Annotated in this window: 14 protein-coding genes and 1 riboswitch; of the genes, 8 read left to right on the top strand and 6 right to left on the bottom strand. The window is 45.6% G+C overall.

Translation table 11 applies throughout. From position 1 onward, the window contains the following. Window positions 1-198 precede the first annotated feature (198 nt). The 3 genes from CWO08_RS24020 to CWO08_RS15555 form a co-directional block, all read right to left on the bottom strand. Window positions 199-360 carry a hypothetical protein gene (locus tag CWO08_RS24020; RefSeq protein ID WP_170222438.1) on the bottom strand — a complete coding sequence of 54 codons (162 nt, stop codon included), beginning with the start codon at window positions 358-360 and terminating at the stop codon, window positions 199-201. Window positions 361-366: 6 nt separating this feature from the next. Further along, the gene (gene recC / locus CWO08_RS15550; protein WP_108020740.1) at window positions 367-3,879 is read right to left on the bottom strand and encodes an exodeoxyribonuclease V subunit gamma; all 3,513 of its coding nucleotides are present in this window, start codon (window positions 3,877-3,879) and stop codon (window positions 367-369) included. A gap of 127 nt (window positions 3,880-4,006) precedes the next feature. Beyond that, window positions 4,007-4,957 carry a TDT family transporter gene (locus CWO08_RS15555; RefSeq protein WP_181359927.1) on the bottom strand — a complete coding sequence of 317 codons (951 nt, stop codon included), beginning with the start codon at window positions 4,955-4,957 and terminating at the stop codon, window positions 4,007-4,009. A 208-nt stretch (window positions 4,958-5,165) separates the two neighbouring features. On the opposite strand from CWO08_RS15555, the gene CWO08_RS15560 reads away from it, so the two are divergent. The 5 genes from CWO08_RS15560 (at window position 5,166) to CWO08_RS15580 (ending at window position 9,466) form a co-directional block, all read left to right on the top strand. Then, window positions 5,166-6,062, top strand: a complete 897-nt coding sequence (locus CWO08_RS15560; protein WP_048657887.1) for a LysR family transcriptional regulator — start codon at window positions 5,166-5,168, stop codon at window positions 6,060-6,062. Between the two features lie 88 nt (window positions 6,063-6,150). After that, window positions 6,151-6,444: a YebG family protein gene (locus tag CWO08_RS15565; RefSeq protein ID WP_008223840.1), complete on the top strand. Its 294-nt coding sequence runs from the start codon at window positions 6,151-6,153 to the stop codon at window positions 6,442-6,444. A 155-nt stretch (window positions 6,445-6,599) separates the two neighbouring features. Next, window positions 6,600-6,684, top strand: a riboswitch (Fluoride riboswitch). 194 nt (window positions 6,685-6,878) lie between these two features. Then, entirely contained in the window at window positions 6,879-7,571 is a 693-nt protein-coding gene (locus tag CWO08_RS15570; RefSeq protein ID WP_102432259.1) for an iron-sulfur cluster assembly scaffold protein, read from the top strand. Between the two features lie 21 nt (window positions 7,572-7,592). Beyond that, complete coding sequence (locus CWO08_RS15575; RefSeq protein WP_108020742.1) at window positions 7,593-8,582, top strand: GGGtGRT protein; 990 nt, start codon at window positions 7,593-7,595, stop codon at window positions 8,580-8,582. Between the two features lie 242 nt (window positions 8,583-8,824). Next, window positions 8,825-9,466 carry a MarC family protein gene (locus CWO08_RS15580; RefSeq protein ID WP_108020743.1) on the top strand — a complete coding sequence of 214 codons (642 nt, stop codon included), beginning with the start codon at window positions 8,825-8,827 and terminating at the stop codon, window positions 9,464-9,466. A 134-nt stretch (window positions 9,467-9,600) separates the two neighbouring features. Here CWO08_RS15580 and CWO08_RS15585 read toward each other — a convergent pair whose 3' ends face one another. Next, window positions 9,601-11,592, bottom strand: coding sequence for a bifunctional UDP-sugar hydrolase/5'-nucleotidase (locus tag CWO08_RS15585; protein ID WP_102478362.1), 1,992 nt, complete (start codon window positions 11,590-11,592; stop codon window positions 9,601-9,603). Between the two features lie 503 nt (window positions 11,593-12,095). Between CWO08_RS15585 and dapD the strand changes: the two genes are divergently transcribed. Beyond that, complete coding sequence (gene dapD / locus CWO08_RS15590) at window positions 12,096-13,127, top strand: 2,3,4,5-tetrahydropyridine-2,6-dicarboxylate N-succinyltransferase (RefSeq protein ID WP_108020744.1); 1,032 nt, start codon at window positions 12,096-12,098, stop codon at window positions 13,125-13,127. 111 nt (window positions 13,128-13,238) lie between these two features. Here dapD and CWO08_RS15595 read toward each other — a convergent pair whose 3' ends face one another. Both CWO08_RS15595 and purL read right to left on the bottom strand, forming a co-directional pair. Continuing rightward, a complete protein-coding gene (locus tag CWO08_RS15595; protein ID WP_008223831.1) occupies window positions 13,239-13,772 on the bottom strand; it encodes a DUF3332 domain-containing protein in 534 nt (177 codons plus the stop codon). Window positions 13,773-14,036: 264 nt separating this feature from the next. Then, window positions 14,037-17,933 (bottom strand): phosphoribosylformylglycinamidine synthase, encoded by a 3,897-nt coding sequence (gene purL / locus CWO08_RS15600; protein WP_108020745.1) that lies wholly within the window; start codon window positions 17,931-17,933, stop codon window positions 14,037-14,039. A gap of 329 nt (window positions 17,934-18,262) precedes the next feature. On the opposite strand from purL, the gene mltF reads away from it, so the two are divergent. Further along, window positions 18,263-19,831, top strand: coding sequence for a membrane-bound lytic murein transglycosylase MltF (gene mltF, locus CWO08_RS15605; RefSeq protein ID WP_102432255.1), 1,569 nt, complete (start codon window positions 18,263-18,265; stop codon window positions 19,829-19,831). Between the two features lie 302 nt (window positions 19,832-20,133). Continuing rightward, window positions 20,134-20,265: a hypothetical protein gene (locus tag CWO08_RS24250; protein ID WP_017059878.1), complete on the top strand. Its 132-nt coding sequence runs from the start codon at window positions 20,134-20,136 to the stop codon at window positions 20,263-20,265. The last annotated feature ends 38 nt before the right edge of the window (window positions 20,266-20,303 follow it).

Here is a 20,303-nt window from a genome sequence, read left to right on the forward strand (position 1 = left end):
AGCGTGGAAAACGTCATTCAATTTACGTCCTACGCTGATTTGTTAATAGTTAGTGCGATCTCTCTCACGGATCAATTCAGATCGCCTCGCTACTATGCGCCCACGAGTTCAGGAGCGCGTACGAGTTTTGTACTTTACGGCGTTACTTTGAACCACAGAATAATGGTCCCTCTGACCTGTGGCCGTACAGCGAACGCCCTACACTAATAATGATTTACTGGCGGCCACTTTATTTCCTGTACCTTGCTTCTGTTCACCTTGATTCCCTTTACCTGGAAAGTAAGCACCCCAAATGCTTACCAGCGACTCTCTTTCGTTTTTCATTAATTCAGCGCACACGCTACTGATCTTGTCGATCACAGCCACTTACTCCTGATCTTCCAGATCGGCAGCAGCCAACCTTGCCGCCTGTAACACAAGCGTTGAATACATACGCGACTCAGCCGCCAGCTCCTCGTCCCACTTAGGCCAAATACGCGAGATGTAGCTATCTCGACCCTCGCCCGTGAAAGCGAAGCTATCATTAAAAGTATCGGCCATTTTCTTGAGCGACTTCTCTTCATCATCGACCCATTTACCACGGCTAAAGCCCGCTTCAACGCCAGCCAAGGCGGTTTTCGGGAAGTAAGGTAATGGTGCTGTCATGCCTTGATAAAACAATCGCACTAACTCAGCCAGCAAACTCTTCGCTTGCTGCGCATCGCCGATAGGTTGTAGCGTTTGATGAACCACACCTTCTTTTCTGTCGTAGCCAATAATATGAGTCGTTTTTCCGTGTCCCATCACCGCGCAACATAGATGATCAATCCACGCGGCCAAATAATCTTGCGAGCGTATTTTACCGCTACGGAAACGAACTAGACCCGATTGATAGTTTTGAGTCAGCCAACCCATAAAGCGAACAGGTTTGCCTTCGCCTAACACATCAAATTCGATATTCACTTCGAGATCTTGTTGTGGTGATCCGCTCACAAATCGAATCTCTTTGGCTAAGTCTTCCGCTTGAACACGGTTGGTTTCAAATTCGATATCACCAAAAGCGCCAACCGGTAATCGACCTTGTGCTTTTTGCTCAGAGACAAACAGTCGAACCGCTTCATCCGCCCCTTCAGGGTGATCAAGCAACACTTGTAGCAACGCATCTTTGAGCTGGAAGCTCTCTAGTCCATTAAGTACGAATGGTTCATCGTCTTCCATTACCGGAAGCGGTGGTTCAAACACCACTTTTAGACGACGGTTAAAGAAGTACTGTACTGGCAAGCGCCAGAAACGTTGCAGCTCAACCAAATCGAGTTCTAACGGATAGGTTGCACCAAGCAAATAGTCATCCAAGGCACGATTGAATTCACCACTGCGCTCACCGGAACGGTTAGCTGCAGGAAGCCATTCTTTGGCGTAGCTCAATACATGACTTGCATCACCTTGTGTAAAGGCTGCCGGGCTAAATGGCGTCATGGTGTGTTCAAAACTGATCGCTTGAGTCAGCTTGATACCAGAATCATCACTTGGTAGCGCTTGGTCTTCACTTAGGCAGTAGTTCTGCTGGCAGTACTCTATCAACTCTGAAACCAATACCGACGGCACTCGCTCAGTATTATCTTGAATCGAACGGCCGACATAGCTTATGTACAAACATTCTTGCGCTGACAACATCGCCTCTAAGAATAGGTAGCGGTCATCATCACGACGAGAACGGTCTCCGGGACGAGCTAGACTCTTTTTGCCTACGCCATTCGGCGAGCGAGTTTGGGCGCTCATCAAATCAAAACCTTCTGGTGGCATTGAGCGCGGGTAAACACCATCATTCATGCCTAATAGACAAACGGTTTTGAACGGAATAGAACGCATCGGCATCAGCGTACAGAAGTTAACTTGTCCCGCTAAGAAACGCTGACTAATACGCGCGCCCGACAGTTTATTATTCAAGTACTGATAGATAATGCTTGGCGATAGCTCTTGTTCGTACAAGGCATCATCAAGCTGTTCATTCAGTTGAGAAAGTGCATCGCGAATCGACTTAAGCACCACCTCACCTTCTAACTCAACCGCAAAGAAATCATCAATCATTTGCAGCAAGGTTTCACGCCACATGTCGATAGATTGCGTCTCAGCAAGGCGTTGACGGTAATGAGCAATGCGGTCAATAAAATGCGCTAACTTACCTGCAAGTTCGGCGTTAATGCCCTGAACTTCGTTATAAGCGGCAATTGGAGAGTGTTCAGTTTCAAACAAACCTGCAGAATCCGACATCGCATAGCCCAGTAGCATTCGCTGGATACCAAATAGCCAGGTATTTTGTTCAGTAGCAGGTAAGTCAAATTCAGTTGCGGTAGAAGAATCGACACCCCAACGGATACCCGCTTCTTCAACCCACTGCTTAGCTTGTTCAAATTGAAATTCATCAATACCGAAGCGTGCCATCATCGCTGGGATTTCTAATAACTCTAGAAGTTCAGAAGCTAAACAGCGCGTGTTTGGTAGCGCGACTAGCTGCATGAACGCCGTCAAAATTGGGCTCTCTTGATCTGCGGTTCTATCTGAGATTGAATATGGGATATAGCGCTCACCCGGGGCATTACCAAATACCGCCTGAATCGCAGGGCTGTAGGCATTGATATCTGCCACCATCACGATGATATCGAGTGGCTTTAGTGTCGGGTCAGCGTCAAACATTGCTAACAGCTGATCATGAAGAACTTCAACCTCACGCATTGGGCTGTGACAAGCATGTACAGTCAACGAGCGATCGCCCAGCTCAACCACTTGTTTATGGTTGCTGGAGTCTAAGATGTGAGCGTCTTGGTGCTCTTCTAACTCAAGAATATCAGCTTGCAGTTGATGCAGCAGGCTGTCTCTCTCGACATCAATAAAGAACTCATGCTCTTCGCTGTCTGATTGAGACAGCAAGAACAGGTTATCTCTGCCCAGTTTACCCATAGACGCAAGTAAGCTATTACCGACCGCTTGGCTGGTATGCAGTTCGTCTTCAATATTGGCTTCAATGCCATCTTTTAATGGTGAGACTTCGCCTTCTAGCTGAGGTAAACCATCAACCAAAGCAAACTGCTTACGACGCTGCGCTTCCACTCTCGCCAAGTATTTACGGTCACGAATATCGCCCCAGTAATGTTGGCAAGGGTTGGTAAACATCAGGTGGACATCAATCTGTTCGCCAAGTGCTTTCAAAGCATCCATGTAGCGAGGAGGCAGTGACGAAATACCAAACACAAACAAACGTTTCGGCAGGTGTTGTAACTGGCCTTGTTGATTAGCTAACGCTTCAATGAAGTCGTGATACAAGTTGCCACGGTGATACTTTGATTGGCCTTGAGAGAGCGTTTGCTCGTAGAGTGCCTTCCACAAAATTGGCTGCCAAGGGTGCTCTTGTTGCCCTTCACTATCAATCAATTCTGCAACGGGTTCTCCCGCTTCCCACATCGCCATCCACTCAGGTCGATACACCAAGTAACCATCGAAGATATCGGCAATTTTCTCTGCCAATTGATACAGCTTAGAGCCATCTTCGTCGTTTTCAAGATAGCGCTGTAGGGGTAAGAAATCAGGGTGGTCAAGTTTCGCGGGTAACAAACTCATCAGCTTCCACGTCATCGCTTCTTTATTAAAAGCACTGCGTTTCGGTACATCAGGAAGCACTTGGGTAAACATATCCCAAATGAAGGTTGCTGGGAGAGGAAAATCGATATTTGCTGCTACACCAAACTCTTTGGCGAGTTCCATCTTAAGCCATTGAGACATACCAGGGCTCTGAACCAAGATCTGCTCTTTTTCGAAAGGATTGGCTAAAGGGTCACTTTTGATTAAGTGAACGAGAAGGATTTTTAAAGTATCAACTTTATTGGAATGATAAACAGTAAACAAAGTGCACTCACGCTAATCTTGCCACAATATACAGCCAGATTAGCATAAGTGCTGAGTTTGGATGAGGAATATAAGCTTATGAAATACCGAAAGCTTAAGCTTCGTTTATCTTTTGAACTATTGCCTCTTACAATCTACCCGCTACCGCGCCTAAAACACGATGAGGTTTGTAGTTCATGTAGTAACGAACAGCGACATAACCCACAACCAACGTAGCCACAATCAATTCAAGATACGCTAGGCCAAACACTTGATTGATGTAATGCGCTTCAATGCCTTGTGCTTGCATCCACGCAGCCAGTTTAAACAAGGCTGTTGCACCAATCACGATTGGGAAGGTAAACGCTGCATAACCAGGGCTAAATGGAAGACGAAGTAGTTTGAAAAACGCCATATAGATAATGAACGTCATCAACACTGCAATACCAAATAGTAAACCAATGATCACAGGTGAAGGGCTAGCAGTAACGGTTAAGTAACCCGCCAAAGATAGGCTTGCCGGTGCTGCCATAATCGCAATCGTTGGTTTTGCAGCATCTGGCACTTCGTGAGAGAAGATCAAACGGTAAATCATCAGTGGTAGCATCACAGCGTAAACCAATAATCCGAATACCAAAGTCGCGTTCGCTACAGGCTCTAAAACTGGATTACCCGAGAAAGAAACGTCTGCCACAATGATACCGATTGGTGGCACAAACCAGCTTGGCACCATATGGTGAATCTCAAAGTTTTTAGCTCTGTGGTACAAAAAGCTCATTAGAAACACAACGTGCAAAGCCACAGAAGCTAACCACATAGCTTCTTGTAAGAATTGAGAGATTGGCGCCAAAGACGCTGACACCACCATGCACCCCATTGCAAATGTTGGTACCACACTGCCGACAACAGGGTGAGCAAGATCTTCACGAAGTAAATGACCGTGAATCAAAAATTTCACAGCTAAAACAAGAAGCAATACCGCTGCAATAGCTGCACTGATCCACTGGACTAAGCCTGGGGTGTGCAAAATACCTTGTGCGACTAAAACGCCATCCCAGCACCAGCCTAAGCTTGCGATTGCTAGTGCTAACCCTGCCATGGGTGTTGGAGCTCCTGTTAATCTATATTTAATACGTTGAATCATGTCAGCCTCTCTTAAACTTAATTCACTAAACTTGTGAACTCATCAGCTTGTTGAAGCCATAATACGCTTGCGCTTCGTTAAACAATATCCAATTATATATAACAAGTGTTCATCAATACTGAACAGAACCCGTTTTCACCAGCAGAGCAAAACTAGGAATCTGATGGCTAATATTTCAATTAAACAACTCAAAGTGTTTGTCACCATTACCCAGCATTCGACGCTTACCGCAGCATCAGAAGCGCTGTTTTTGTCTAAAGCTGCGGTCAGCATGGCACTAGGCGAAATGGAGAAACAACTCGGCCACTCTCTATTTGACCGGGTCAACAACCGATTAATTCTCAACCAAGAGGGACATAAGTTACTTCCTTTGGCTGATGAAATACTTCACCGAGCCGCGGGTATTGATGTTTTGTTCCGTGACGACCAGCCTTTAAGTGGCAATTTAAAGGTCGGCGCGAGTGACACGATTGGTAATCAGGTCGCACCGTTTATTTTGTCAGGTTTTCGTGAACGAACTCAGCACCAGGATCAAAGCTTGTTCATTTCAAACAGTGCACTGATCTGTCAAAAGTTGGTGGATTATGAACTTGATATCGCGCTAATTGAAGGAAAAACATTACACCCTGAACTCATTTCGAGTCAGTTTAGCAGCGATGAAATGTGTATTATTGTTAGTAATCAACATCCTCTCGTTTCAAAAGAAAAAGTAACTTTAAGCGATTTAGAAGGCAGCCATTGGATTCTACGTGAATCAGGCTCAGGGACTCGCGAGTTTTTCCTTCGTGCCGTCGCACCACGTATCGAACACTGGTATGAATCTTTTGAACTCAACACGACAGAGGCGATCATCAATTCGGTTTCTGCCAATCTTGGATTCGCGTGTTTATCACGATTGGCGGCGCAACGAGCGATTGATTCAGGCCGGGTGAAAGCGCTCGATGTGCCACTCGACATGAAACGACGTTTCTGGATGCTGGTACATAAAGACAAATACCAGAGCCCGCTGCTGAAATCTTTCATGAGTTATTGTGAAGACTGGGCTACACATCAAGATTGAGGCCGCATAGTTGGGGCTCCAACTGGACTTTTAACATCAGAAACTGTATAAAAAGCCAGTAAAATTTATCAAACTTAGAGGATTAACCATGGCTGTTATCGTCAAGTACGTGGTGGAACGCAACGGAGAAGAGAAAATGACTTTTACCTCTAAAGCCGAAGCTGACGCATACGACAAAATGCTGGATATGGCTGATGAGCTTTTTGAACTGTTAGGCAAAAGCGATTTAGTTGAAGATGAAGGCAAGCAAGAAGAACTTGCAATGTACCTAGCGAAGAACAAAGAAGAAGTTCTTTACGCATTAGGTGCTAAGCGTAAGCCAGCTCCGAAAAAAGCTAAGAAGCTTGAAGCTGTTGAAGACGCAGAAGAAGATGCAGCTTAACTAGCTGATAACTTTTTAAAAAACGTCAATTACGCCTCTAATCAGAGTTCGTTATTGGCGTTTTTTTATACTTTTCGAAATATAATGAAGCTTGTTTATAGTCGAAATCGCTCTAAACATTCGCTTGCACAAAAGTGTGATAAAGATCTAATCTATAGCCATCAGGTGATGGGGTTCCACCTAAGCTTTTGCTTCAACCGCCCGTTCTTTTCGAACAGTGCTAATGACTCCTACAGAATCGAAAACAGGTAATACTGTTGGATGTATCGCTATTCCTCCATTTTGAAATGGACTTAGTCTATTGAGACCAAGACCCATGACACCTTTGGATTATCGATACTCAAGATCTGTAGTGAATTAGCCGCACCTCTTCCAACACGTCCTGTTTTCTCAACGCCCTAGGTCTTAAATGGCTCTACAAGTGAGAAAACATTATGCACTACTCTTCAGAAATTCAATCAATGTGCCCTATTCAAAGGGGTGACCTTCACAATTCAGCTCCAATTCCAGTTGAAGGCGCAATGGTTAGCCCAAAAGATGTCATCGCTATTTCTGGCTTAAGCCACGGTGTTGGCACTTGTGCACCACAACAAGGTGCTGCAAAACTGACTCTTAACGTAAAAAACGGCATCATCGAAGAAGCACTAATCGAAACGATTGGTTGTTCAGGCATGACTCAATCAGCCGCGATGGCCGCTGAAATCCTCACCGGAAAAACTATCCTAGAAGCACTTAATACAGACTTAGTATGTGACGCTATTAACGTAGCCATGCGTGAAATCTTCCTGCAGTTTGTTTACGGTCGAACTCAATCAGCTTTCTCTGAAGGTGGTCTAGAAATTGGCGCTGCATTAGAAGACTTAGGTCAAACACAGCGCAGCCAAGTGGGTACCAGTTACTCAACCGCTGCAAAAGGCGTACGTTACCTAGAGCTTGCAGAAGGTTACGTGACCAAGCTTGCACTTGATGATCACAGCGAAGTGATTGGCTACGAATATCTCAACCTCGGCAAAATGATGAAGGCGATTAACCAAGGCGTGCCAGCGAATGAAGCGGCCGACCTTGCGACAGGGACCTATGGCCGCTTCGATGAAGCCGTGACCACGATTAACCCACGCCAACACTAATTGCCAATTTAGAGGAAAGATATGATGAACACTCAATTTAATGAATCAGTAACTCGCGTATTGGCAGAAATGAACTTCGACTCTTTGGAGCAAGCTGACCAATACTGTAAAGCCCACAACGTTGATCCAAAAGCGCTGGTGATGGACACTCAACCTATCGCTTTTGAAAGCGCCGCTGACGCCTACACTCTTGGTGCAGCATTGGCTCTGTTCCGTAAAGCGAACAACGCTGAACAAGCAGCGAATATTATTGGTGAAGGTCTTCAAGCATTCACCAAACCCGGTAGTGTTGCGGAGCAACGTCAAGTCGGTATCGGCCATGGCGCACTGGCTGCACGTCTACTAAATGAAGAGAGCCACTGCTTTGCTTTCCTTGCTGGCCATGAGTCTTTTGCTGCTGCAGAGGGAGCAATCAAGATTGCACTGAACGTCAATAAATCACGCAAAACACCATTGAAAGTGATCTTAAATGGCCTAGGTAAAGATGCGGCTTATCTTATCTCGCGCATCAACGGCTTCACTTACGTGCGCACTAAATACGATTACCAAACAGGTGAACTTGTTGAAACTGAACGTCGCCGTTTCTCACAAGGCCCTCGCGGCGACATCTTGTGTTACGGCGCTGATGATGTACGTGAAGGTGTGGCTATCATGCACAGAGAAGAAGTGGATGTCAGTATTACGGGTAACTCAACCAACCCTACTCGCTTCCAACACCCTGTAGCGGGTATCTACAAAGCAGAACGTACTCGCCAAGGTTTGCCATACTTCTCAGTAGCTTCAGGCGGCGGTACAGGTCGAACATTACACCCAGATAACGTAGCAGCAGGCCCAGCGTCTTACGGCATGACAGATACCATGGGCAGAATGCACGCTGACGCTCAATTTGCAGGTAGCTCTTCTGTTCCAGCTCACGTCGCCATGATGGGCTTCATCGGCATGGGTAACAATCCAATGGTCGGTGCTACAGTTGCATTGGCTGTCGCTGTGAGTGAATCTCAAAACGCATAGCGCCAAAACGATCTCCACCGTCGGCCTGTTGTATAGAGGCAGTTGTGTCGAGCTTAATAATTGAGAAACTCGCAATAACGCGCAACCAAAACTCTACACCTATCACTAAAATCAAACAGCCAGCCTTATGCTGGCTGTTTTTTATTCACACTTGCTCTACTATCTATTTCTAATAATTATTTGTATCTAAGATTAAATACACTAGCCATTAGTATTTAACTGCATCTTTTCAAAGGAATAATATGAAAGAGCTCATCATTCATACCATTACCGTGTTCATGGGCTTTTTTGCCATCATGAACCCAATCGCTAATACGCCAATCTTTCTTGGATTAACCGGTGACAATGACAGGGAAACGGTCAAGTCCATCGCCTTCCGTTCAGTGTTTATCGCATTCGTCATCGTCAGTACGTTTGCACTCTCTGGCAAACTGATCTTTGACCTCTTTGGTATCACGCTTTACGCACTGCGTATCACGGGCGGTATTCTGGTCTTTTTGATTGGCTTTCACATGCTACAAGGCGACTCAACACACGCCAAAGCGAAAGAGAAGGTCAACTCAGATGCCCAACGAGACGCGGCGCTAAGTATCGCAGTTTCACCTTTAGCTATGCCAATACTGGCCGGCCCGGGCACCATTGCCACTGCGATGAACTTTGCCAGTACCGAGGGGATTTACGAGACCATCATCACCATCGTCGCCTTTGGTCTACTGTGTACTTTAACCTATGTATTATTTGTATTCGGCGAACGCTTCGTGAAAGCCGTTGGGCCAAGTGCACTGAATGTGATTACTCGAATGATGGGTTTGATACTAGCGGTAATCGGTACGCAGATGTTGATTGAAGGTATTGAACAAGCTCATAAGGCGCTGTTTGTTTAAGCTCAGACTACAAAAATCTAAAACAAAAATAGCCAGCGATTCGCTGGCTATTTTCTTTTACTGTTAATCTATACCCTTGTCTTTTAAGGCTTTGAATAACAATAAATAACGCTCCGACAAGTGCGGTATCAGTACTATTTATATTCCATCGTTGTTGTTTCAAACCCTAGTGGTTCTAGTACTTTCTTATGCTCAGCCCAAGAGATAAATGATTCAGCATCAGTATTACATATGTCACCTGAGCCTTCCGCACATGGTTTAATACCACCGTCATAGATGACGCTATACTTCTCGGTACTTCCATCGTATGACAAGTTGTTAACTTTGTAAGTTTTAAAACTATCGCCTGAAATAACTATGTCTTGACGATCTGTTGATGTTAATTGAGCATCGCCTAATACATTCCAACCATCACTACCGCTTGCATTATAGTTATTAACGATAACAGTGTAGTCAGCGGCATCGTTCATTGTCGCCCATACTGGGTTTACTTCTGTTCCAGTATTTACCTCTAGATTCGTAACTGTACCTGATACACCTTTCACATCTTCTGTAAACGTGTAACGCATACCCGATACATACGGGAACTTACCAGCATGAGCACCTTCAGCAAGCGTCGGCTCAATTGTGCTGTCAATAAGGTTTCGAATCACCTCGCCTTTCACTGTTAAAATCGACAGGTAGTTCGAGAATGGTAATAATTCTAGCGTAGCGTTACCTTCCCTGAAATCACCTGACGCGATATCCGTTCGAACACCACCAGCTCCCACCAAACCAATCTGGACATTTTTACCGGTAACAGTTGCTACCGACGCTTGATTTGCCCAATAAATCATACCTTGAGCTATCATAGGTGCAACATCAGAACCGTGCACATCTGTTCCAGCATCACCAGGACGACGCTCATGACTGATTTCAGTCGGTGCGGCTGCAACAACATCACCATATGCAGCTTCAAGAGCAGGCTTATAAGTCGCGTCGATACGGGTTCTTAAATCAACATCTTCATTTTTAATCGTGATTTTATCGTTATCATCAATAAACGAAGTTACATCATCTTTATCAGAGCTAACCATTTGATGTTCTCGATGAGAATCATGATAAAACTCATCATTTGATAATAAAGTATTATTCCCAACACATGATAGGAGGTTGCCATTTATATCAAATGCTACATCAACGTCTCCGATAGCTTCGGCATACTGACCAGCTTGAACCACACAAGTATTTTGTGCCTTATCTTTTTGCGGGATCATTTCGGCGTAAATACCATTATTACCTTGGTCAAGGTCGGTAAAATCACCAAGTAAAGTATGAGAATGACCGCCAACAATAATATCGATACCCGTTGTATTGGCAGCTAGATCCTTATCGGCAGCATTTCCTATATGTGATAGAACAATGATTTTATTCACACCCTTGGTTTTTAAATCATTTATAGTGGCTTGAGTTGCTGTAATTTGGTCACTAAATGTCACATCACCAGTCCCGGTAGCTATCGTTGGCATATCCCCCAAAACAACACCGATTACCGCAACAACTTTCTCATCATCACTTGCATCAGAAACAGAGGTAATTGCTCTTTTTTCTGAGCCTTCAAATGCAAACAGTTGATAAGGATATAAATTATCTACATTACTTAAAGACTGATCTTTTGATGCATCCATATTATTTGCTAATATCGGAAAACTAACCGTATTGATGAACGATGCGAGCTTGTCGGTATCTAAGTCGAATTCATGGTTCCCAAGTACCATTGCATCTAACCCCATCTGGGACAATAAGTCTGCGTTTGCAGCACCTTCATTTAGCTTAAAGTAAGCGGTACCTTGCCATGCATCACCACCATGCAAGAATAACAAAGGTTCTTTGTCTGCTTTAGCCCCTGCTTTGATATCGTCAGCGGCTTTCAATAGGCGAGGATAGCCGCCAAATTCGTTATAAACCTTCTTGCCATCAGCACCCATAGTAAAACTGGATTTTACAGGATCAAAATTTGAGTGAGTGTCATTCACATGTGCTATGCGCAATGTCATATCGGGAACAATAATATCGTCACTGTCCGAGCCACAACCAACCATCGCTACGCCGATAGAGAGCACCAGTAAAGACTTAGTAAAATTCATAGAAGATCCTTTATTAATCGTTTTAATGTCGTTATGGCTGGAAATATACTTATATCCTTAAGTGTTTTAGTGATCGCTATCTTAATTACACAGCGGAAAAACTGAGTAATTACTCGGACTGTAGGCACAAGCGATTAATCAACAGAACTCGATTAATTCCGATACTAAACAGATATTTATAAAGAATTTGTGACTGGCTCTATTGATATAGCGAACAAGAGACTTCTTTCTAAGTGCAGATTTGGGATGAGAATGGAGCGGTGCAAAGCAGCTTAAGCAATGATCAATACAATAAGCTCAGAGAGTAATATCCGGATAATGAAAAACATCTCTCAAAAGACAAGCAATATCATTTTACAGACTTTATCCCGATGCGCCCTTTCATAACGAGGGCGCTCTCTTTATGATGAACGCAATTAAATTAACTTTGCTAACGACAGCGCAGGTTATTCGAGCCGCTGTTATAAAATAGCAAATCAAGACTCAACACATGGAGATTCAACATGGCTTACTTTTCACTAGCCTTCGGTACGGCAACCAAAAACCGCGACAATAAAATCATTGAAGCGTTCTTCCCTAACCCACTTCTAAACCCAAGTGACGCTCTTGTTGCGGCTGTGGCTGAAGTATCAGGTTACACTGAAGGCAACCAAGCTATCGAAATCTCTGCTGCACAGAGCGCGGAACTAGCGAAAGCATTCGCAGCAAACGGCGAGACAGCAAGCGCATCTTTCGCAGAAAAAGCAGCAGCATCTGAGCAGCCACTTGTTCTTGTTGTTCTAGCGACTGACGAGAAGCCAGCATCAGTTGCTGAAGGCTTCCTTAAGCTACAACTTATCTCTAACCGCCTAGTTCAACCGCACGGTACGGTACTAGACGGCATCTTCGGCCTACTGCACAACATCGCATGGACAAACGAAGGCCCAATCGATCTTCCTGAACTAGCTGAGCGTCAAATCGAAGCTCGCCTTGCAGGTCGCGCTCTATCTGTAGATTGCGTAGACAAGTTCCCTAAAATGGTGGATTACGTGGTACCAACAGGTATTCGTATTGCTGATACTTCTCGCGTTCGTCTTGGCGCACATGTGGGCGAAGGCACAACGGTTATGCACGAAGGCTTCATCAACTTCAATGCAGGTACTACTGGTGTAAGCATGGTTGAAGGTCGTATCTCAGCAGGTGTTGTTGTAGGTAACGGTTCAGACATCGGCGGCGGCGCTTCTATCATGGGTACTTTGTCTGGTGGCGGTACTATGGTTATCTCTATCGGCGAAAACTGCCTACTAGGCGCAAACGCAGGTCTTGGCTTCCCAATGGGCGACCGTTGTACTGTTGAATCGGGCCTTTACGTGACTGCGGGTACTAAAGTTCGCATGCTAGATAAAGAAGGCAACGAAGTAGAAATCATCAAAGCTCGCGACCTAGCTGGCGTTTCTGATCTTCTGTTCCGTCGCAACTCGATCACTGGTCAAATTGAATGTCTAGCGAACAAGTCTGCTGTTGAACTGAACAGCGAGCTACACAGCAACAACTAATTTAAGCGCTAGATGCTAGATGCTAGATGCTAGATGCTAGATGCTAGAAAATACGAAGCCGCTGGGGTTAAATCCAGCGGCTTTTCTTTTATTAGTCTCTAGCTGAAAGGGTTACGCTTTCTCTGCGGCTAGCTGTTCAAGCGCTTGAATAGAGGTCTCTGATACTAGCGTGCCATCCATGTAGTAGCTGACCTTGTCTCCATCACGAACACCTGTAAGAACGGCTTTCTGACCATCGTTGTAAGTGATGTCCATACGAATCGTGTTCTCATCAATTTGCTGCATCTCACCCCATTCGATCTGACGATTATTGAAACCAAGTGGGGCCTCTTTTAGTGAATCATCAAGGCTGTCGTTCACATCAATCATGGTATCGACTTTGCTGTCAAAGATGTGAGGCGCGCCTGTGAGTGGGTTTTTACCCGCCCAGAATTCGATTGAGTTAAAGACAATGTAATCGGCTGCGGTGGTTAGTGCGTAAACCGGAGCAAGCAAGAAGTTGACGCCCGCACGAGCGTAACGGTTATCTACCACCTCGACGTTGAACTTCATTAATTTCCCAGTAACCGCGTTACTACCTACACACCCAGCTAACGACATAACAATCGCTGCCACTGCAACGGCTTTTGTAATTGTTGTTTTCATAGATCCCTCTTATGCCACGATGATTGATTCAGTTTTTGCATAGCCGAACGAAGCTTTCCTTGCTCGAGTGCAAGAATTATTCGCCTAACAAATTGATTCCATAACATTTAGCGTAGTGGAGATTTTTAGAACAGCAAACTGCAAACCTCAATTGTTTCGCACCGGTTCCTAAATCTTAGGAAATAAAAAAGCGCAGACCTTTCGATCTGCGCTTTTCATTTTTGCATAACCTAGCCTAGATTAATGCGGCTAGTAAGAAAGTGATTAACCCACATTCTTACGTGCGTTTTGGAACATACGCATCCAAGCGCCATTCTCACCCCAGCCTTCTGGAGACCAAGAGTTTGCAACCGTACGGAATACACGCTCTGGGTGCGGCATCATAATAGTCACGCGGCCGTCTGTAGTCGTTAAACCAGTGATAGCGTTTGGCGAACCATTCGGGTTGTTCGGGTATTGCTGCGTTTGGTTACCGTTGTTATCAACGTAACGTAGTGCAACCGTACCTGAGTTCTCAATCGCGTTTAGGTGGTCGTTGTCACGCACTTCTACGCGGCCCTCACCGTGAGAAACTGCGATTGGCATACGAGAACCTTCCATGCCGTTGAAGAAGACAGAATCTGACTTCTGAACTTCAACTAGGCTGAAACGAGCTTCGAAACGCTCTGATTCGTTGCGAACGAAGCGTGGCCAGTACTCAGCACCCGGGATAAGTTCACGTAAGTTAGACAACATCTGACAACCGTTACACACACCTAGAGAGAAGGTATCTTCACGCTTAAAGAAGTTTTCAAACTGGTCACGCGTCGAATCGTTAAACAGAACCGACTTCGCCCAACCTTCACCAGCGCCTAGTACGTCACCGTAAGAGAAGCCTCCACATGCCACAAGGCCGTTGTACTCTTCTAGTACTGCTTGACCCGTTAGGATGTCGCTCATGTGAATATCAGTCGCTTCGAAACCTGCACGGTCGAATGCTGCTGCCATTTCCACGTGAGAGTTAACACCCTGCTCACGTAGAATCGCCATCTTAGGCTTAGCACCAGTGTTGATGAACGGTGCAGCGATATCTTCATTTACGTCGAAGCTTAGTTTCACGTTCAGACCTGGGTCTGAGTTGTCTTTCTTCGCTTCGTGCTCTTGGTCAGCACATGCTGGGTTATCACGTAGACCTTGCATCTTATGCGTTGTCTCAGCCCAGATAGTACGTAGTTCAGTACGGTTACGTTGGATTACAACGTCTGCGCCTGACTTAATCACTACCTCGTCAGATGCTTCAACAGAGCCAATTACGTGTGAACACGCTTCTAGGCCATTTGCTGCAAGAGTAGAAAGAACTGCGTCTAGGTCGTCGTTGCGAACTTGGATTACCGCACCTAGCTCTTCGTTGAATAGTGCTGCTAGTGTGTCTTCGCCTAGCGCTGCAATATCAGCGTTAACACCACAGTGACCTGCGAACGCCATTTCAGCTAGCGTTACGAATAGACCACCGTCGCCTTTATCGTGGTAAGCGACAACTTGGTCGTTAGCCACAAGTGCTTGAACGCCTTCGTAGAAACCTTTTAGTTGTGCTGCGTTGTCTACGTCTGCTGGCTTGTCACCAAGCTGCTTGTAAACTTGCGCTAGTGCTGTAGCACCCATACGGTTTTTGCCGTTACCTAAGTCGATAAGAACTAGGCTTGTATTACCCTTGTCAGTGCGAAGTTGAGGCGTAATCGTCTTACGAACATCTTCAACACGTGCGAACGCAGTGATAACAAGAGATAGCGGAGACGTTACTTCTTTCTGCTCGCCATTCTCTTCCCACTTAGTCTTCATCGACATTGAGTCTTTACCCACAGGGATAGTTAGACCTAGCGCTGGACATAGTTCTTCACCAACTGCTTTCACCGCTTCGTAAAGACCTGCATCTTCACCAGGGTGACCCGCTGGAGACATCCAGTTAGCCGACAGTTTAATGTGTTTGATATCGCCGATATTGGTCGCTGCGATGTTTGTGATTGCTTCACCAACCGCTAGACGAGCAGATGCGCCGAAGTCTAGTAGTGCCACTGGCGTACGCTCACCAAGAGACATCGCCTCACCGTGGTAAGAGTCGTAACTTGCCGCAGTTACAGCACAGTTAGCAACAGGAACCTGCCATGGGCCAACCATTTGGTCACGAGCCACAAGGCCAGTTACCGAGCGATCACCGATAGTGATAAGGAATGTTTTCTCAGCGACTGTTGGTAGACGAAGAACACGGTCAACCGCTTCGTTCATTTCGATACCAGAACGGTCAATCGCTGGGTTGTTCGCTTTTAGCGTTTTCGCATCACGGTGCATCTTAGGTGTTTTACCTAAAAGGATGTCCATTGGCATGTCGATTGGCGTGTTGTCGAAGTGTGAATCTTCAAGTTTAAGTTCACGCTCTTCCGTTGCTTTACCAACCACTGCGTATGGTGCGCGTTCACGCTTACAAATTGCGTCGAACGTTGCCATGTCTTCGTCAGCAACCGCCATTACATAACGCTCTTGAGATTCGTTACACCAGATCTCAAGAGGGCTCATACCCGGTTCATCGTTTGGCACGTCACGTAGGTTGAAGATACCGCCACGCTCACCGTCGTCTACTAACTCAGGAAGTGCATTGGAGATACCGCCAGCGCCCACATCGTGGATAAATGCGATTGGGTTCGCATCACCTAGCTGCCAACAACGGTCGATAACTTCCTGACAACGACGTTCCATTTCTGGGTTTTCACGTTGTACAGAAGCGAAGTCTAGATCTTCAGAAGAAGAACCCGAATCCATTGAAGATGCCGCACCGCCACCAAGGCCGATGTTCATCGCAGGACCACCAAGAACGATTAGGCTTGCGCCTACTGGGATCTCTTTCTTCTGAACGTGCTCATCACGGATGTTACCAAGGCCACCAGCCAGCATGATTGGCTTGTGGTAACCACGTACTTCTTCACCAGCGTGAGAGTTAACTTTCTCTTCGTAAGTACGGAAGTAGCCAAGTAGGTTTGGACGACCAAATTCGTTGTTGAACGCCGCGCCACCAAGAGGACCTTCAAGCATGATATCCAAAGCAGTAACGATACGGCTTGGCTTGCCAAAGTCTGTCTCCCAAGGTTGAACGAAGTTCGGGATCTTAAGGTTAGATACAGAGAACGCCACAAGACCCGCTTTTGGCTTACCACCAATACCCGTCGCGCCTTCATCACGGATTTCACCGCCTGAACCTGTCGATGCGCCCGGCCATGGAGAGATTGCCGTTGGGTGGTTGTGCGTTTCAACTTTCATCAAGATGTGTGTTTTTTCTTGGTGGTAGTTGTATTGACGAGTTTTTGGATCTGGGAAGAAACGACCGACTTCAGAACCTGTCATTACTGCTGCGTTATCTTTGTAAGCAGACAGAACGTGCTCTGGTGTCGTTTCAAAGGTGTTCTTAATCATCTTGAACAATGATTTTTCTTGCTTAACGCCATCGATAGTCCAATCAGCGTTAAAGATCTTGTGACGACAGTGCTCTGAGTTCGCTTGTGCAAACATCATTAGCTCGATGTCAGTCGGATTACGACCTAGCTTCTCAGTGAAGCTTTCAAGAAGGTAATCGATCTCATCTTCTGCAAGTGCAAGACCTAGGGTAACGTTTGCTTTTTCAAGCGCTTTACGTCCACCAGTTAATAGATCAACTTCCGCATAAGGAGCAGGCTCAGCAACCGTGAATAGTGCCGCCGCTGATTCGAAGTCAGTGAAAACCACTTCCATCATACGGTCGTGCAGAATCGCTTTCAGCTCAACAAGTTGAAGCTCAGAAAGTTCAGAAGAGGTTTCAATGTAGAAAGCAGTACCGCGCTCTAGACGTGACACTTTAGCCAGCCCGCAGTTGTGTGCGATATCTGTTGATTTTGAAGACCAAGGCGAGATAGTGCCCGGGCGTGGCGTTGCAAGCAGCAGTAAACCTTCAGGTTCATGCTCTTCAATCGTTGGACCGTAAGTCAGTAGCTTTTCTAGCTTCTCAACTTCAGACTCATCTAGGTCTGCCGTTAGATCAGCAAAGTGGGCAAACTCAGCGTAAATACCTGTTACAGGTAAGCTTAATTCACGACAAAGCTCTAAAAGCTTGTTAACACGAAACTCAGATAGAGCTGGGGAGCCACGCAAAATTCTCATGTGCTTACGTCTCTTATGCAGTTGATTAAGGTAGTATTGGAATAAATTCAGTGGGTTATAGGAACAACCTAACTGTTTTCTTCGAAGCTATTCCCGAAGGTTGCCAAACCTATGCCGATTCCACCTCTTCAATGCGAGCGCATTATAAAGCATTTCTTTTTGTGACGTAACACCAAAAGCAACCGTTTGCGTGATTTTTTTTATCTTTCTGCGTAAATGGTACTTTTGCTGCATTTATCACCACTTTTACAACTGTTTAATTAAACCTACTTTGCCAGCCTTGCGGGGTTTGGTATAAAGGGGCTTCCACTTTTCGAGATTTCATTTTGATGCCTAAATTTACGCTCATCTTTTCGTCTAAGTTCCTTCTGCTCGCCATCGCCCTCTTTGGGTTGGCTGGATGTCAGATTGAATCTGAACCTAAAAGTGTCCTTGAGCAGATACGAGATCGTGGCGTTCTTCGTGTCGGCACCCTCAATAACCAACTCTCTTATTACATCGGTCCTGATGGCCCTGCTGGCTTGGATTACGAATTAGCGCGTGAATTTGCGCAGGAGCTTGGTGTAAAGCTTGAGGTTAAACCCGCTTACCGTTTGTCTGGCCTGTTCCCTGCCCTGCAGAAAGGCGAAATCGATCTTATCGCAACCGGCTTAACGCAAAACAATAAACTGACACGCGCTTATCGTGCCGCACCTGCTTATTACTATGTAAGCCAACAGGTCGTATACAAAAAAGGCCAGTGGCGACCAAGAAATCTTGAACAACTGATCAATTTCGAGAATGAGCGTCAGGCTGAATTTGTAAAAGCGCAAACTGAATCAGAAGAGGCGGCGTCTACTGACACATTAACGCCATCTTTGGTTGTAGTGAAAGACTCACACTTTGAGCCAACACTAAAGCAGCTGCAAAAAACACACGATGACTTTATCTATGATGCGGTCGGCAATGCTGATATCAACGACCTGCTTAAAGAAGTCTCGACTGGGGAGCGCTTATTCACTGTGGCTGACTCAATTGAGCTGTCACTTGCACAACGTTTATACCCAGACGTAGCTTTGGCTTTTGAACTGACAGAAGACCAACCTATCTCTTGGTATTTGCAGAAGTCTGAAGATGAAAGCCTTTATGCTCTGTTGATTGAGTTCTTCGGTAACCTAAAACAGTCTGGTGAACTCGCTTCACTGGAAGAGAAATACATCGGCCACATCGGTACTTTTGACTATGTTGATACTCGTGCCTTTATCCGTGCACTGGACAGCAAGTTACCAAAATGGTCACCGCTGTTTCAGAAGTACTCGCAAGAGTTTGATTGGCGCTTGATTGCTGCATTGGCATACCAAGAGTCACACTGGAACCCTGTTGCGCGCTCGCCAACTGGTGTGCGAGGCATGATGATGCTAACACTGCCTACTGCTAAGAGTGTTGGTGTAACCAACCGTCTTGACCCGAAACAGTCGGTACAAGGTGGTGTTGAATACCTGCGTCGGATCGTGAACCGAGTGCCAGATTCAATCACACAACATGAAAAGATCTGGTTTGCCCTAGCCTCATACAACGTAGGTTACGGACACATGATGGATGCTCGACGCTTAACCAAAGCACAAGGCGGAGATCCTGATGCTTGGGGCGATGTAAAAGACCGATTGCCTCTATTGAGACAGAAGAAGTACTACAGTAAGACTCGTTATGGGTATGCGCGTGGTGATGAAGCAAGGAATTACGTTGAGAACATTCGCCGTTATTACCAGAGCATCATTGGCCATGTGAATAAGCGCAATAAAGAGCAAGAAGCGAGCCTTGAAGGTTTGGTGGTGATCCCGCCTTTAGAAACCTCAGGTGCTGAATCAAGCATTAGTGCTGCTCAATCGACAGTAAGCAGTTCGGAACCTTCGCAGTAGATACTAAAAGAGCAATGCCATTAAGCATTGCTCTTTTTTATTGTGCTTTTTATAACTGCGCGAAAAAGAACAAGCTCGACAAAAGGCCATGAAACTCGATGTGTCATATTGCAGTAACAATCGAACTTTATAACGGCACACCATAATCAAAAATTACGTTCTGTTGCACATCAGTGCTGGGTTTAGCTAGAGCTGCTCTTCTGGGTAAGCCAAGCGCGCGACAAGCCAAATAAACGAATAACACTATAATTAAATCGTTAGCCCAAACTAAAAAGTCAGACGACAAATAGGAAATCATTGAAATGATGAAGAAACTGAAATCGAAACGCCTTGATAAGACCGTTGCTGCAAACCGTCGTAAGCGTATGCTTTCAAATAATAAAAAGAAGATCATTTGGCGCAATCGCGCTTTCATGCAGATGATTGCTGAGTAAATATAGTAACCAAGTCGGTTGGCGCTGGCACTCTTGCG

Origin of the sequence: Vibrio sp. 10N.286.48.B8 (genome assembly GCF_003050085.1) — a bacterium.
GTDB lineage: Bacteria > Pseudomonadota > Gammaproteobacteria > Enterobacterales > Vibrionaceae > Vibrio > Vibrio crassostreae.

Bases quoted from the DNA above. Each gene is read 5' to 3' on its own strand.
- CWO08_RS15555 (WP_181359927.1), bottom strand. From the start codon at position 4,957: ATGGCAGGGTTAGCACTAGCAATCGCAAGCTTAGGCTGGTGCTGGGAT.
- CWO08_RS15560 (WP_048657887.1), top strand. From the start codon at position 5,166: ATGGCTAATATTTCAATTAAACAACTCAAAGTGTTTGTCACCATTACC.
- CWO08_RS15565 (WP_008223840.1), top strand. From the start codon at position 6,151: ATGGCTGTTATCGTCAAGTACGTGGTGGAACGCAACGGAGAAGAGAAA.
- CWO08_RS15570 (WP_102432259.1), top strand. From the start codon at position 6,879: ATGCACTACTCTTCAGAAATTCAATCAATGTGCCCTATTCAAAGGGGT.
- CWO08_RS15575 (WP_108020742.1), top strand. From the start codon at position 7,593: ATGATGAACACTCAATTTAATGAATCAGTAACTCGCGTATTGGCAGAA.
- CWO08_RS15580 (WP_108020743.1), top strand. From the start codon at position 8,825: ATGAAAGAGCTCATCATTCATACCATTACCGTGTTCATGGGCTTTTTT.
- CWO08_RS15585 (WP_102478362.1), bottom strand. From the start codon at position 11,592: ATGAATTTTACTAAGTCTTTACTGGTGCTCTCTATCGGCGTAGCGATG.
- dapD (WP_108020744.1), top strand. From the start codon at position 12,096: ATGGCTTACTTTTCACTAGCCTTCGGTACGGCAACCAAAAACCGCGAC.
- CWO08_RS15595 (WP_008223831.1), bottom strand. From the start codon at position 13,772: ATGAAAACAACAATTACAAAAGCCGTTGCAGTGGCAGCGATTGTTATG.
- purL (WP_108020745.1), bottom strand. From the start codon at position 17,933: ATGAGAATTTTGCGTGGCTCCCCAGCTCTATCTGAGTTTCGTGTTAAC.
- mltF (WP_102432255.1), top strand. From the start codon at position 18,263: ATGCCTAAATTTACGCTCATCTTTTCGTCTAAGTTCCTTCTGCTCGCC.
- CWO08_RS24250 (WP_017059878.1), top strand. From the start codon at position 20,134: ATGATGAAGAAACTGAAATCGAAACGCCTTGATAAGACCGTTGCTGCA.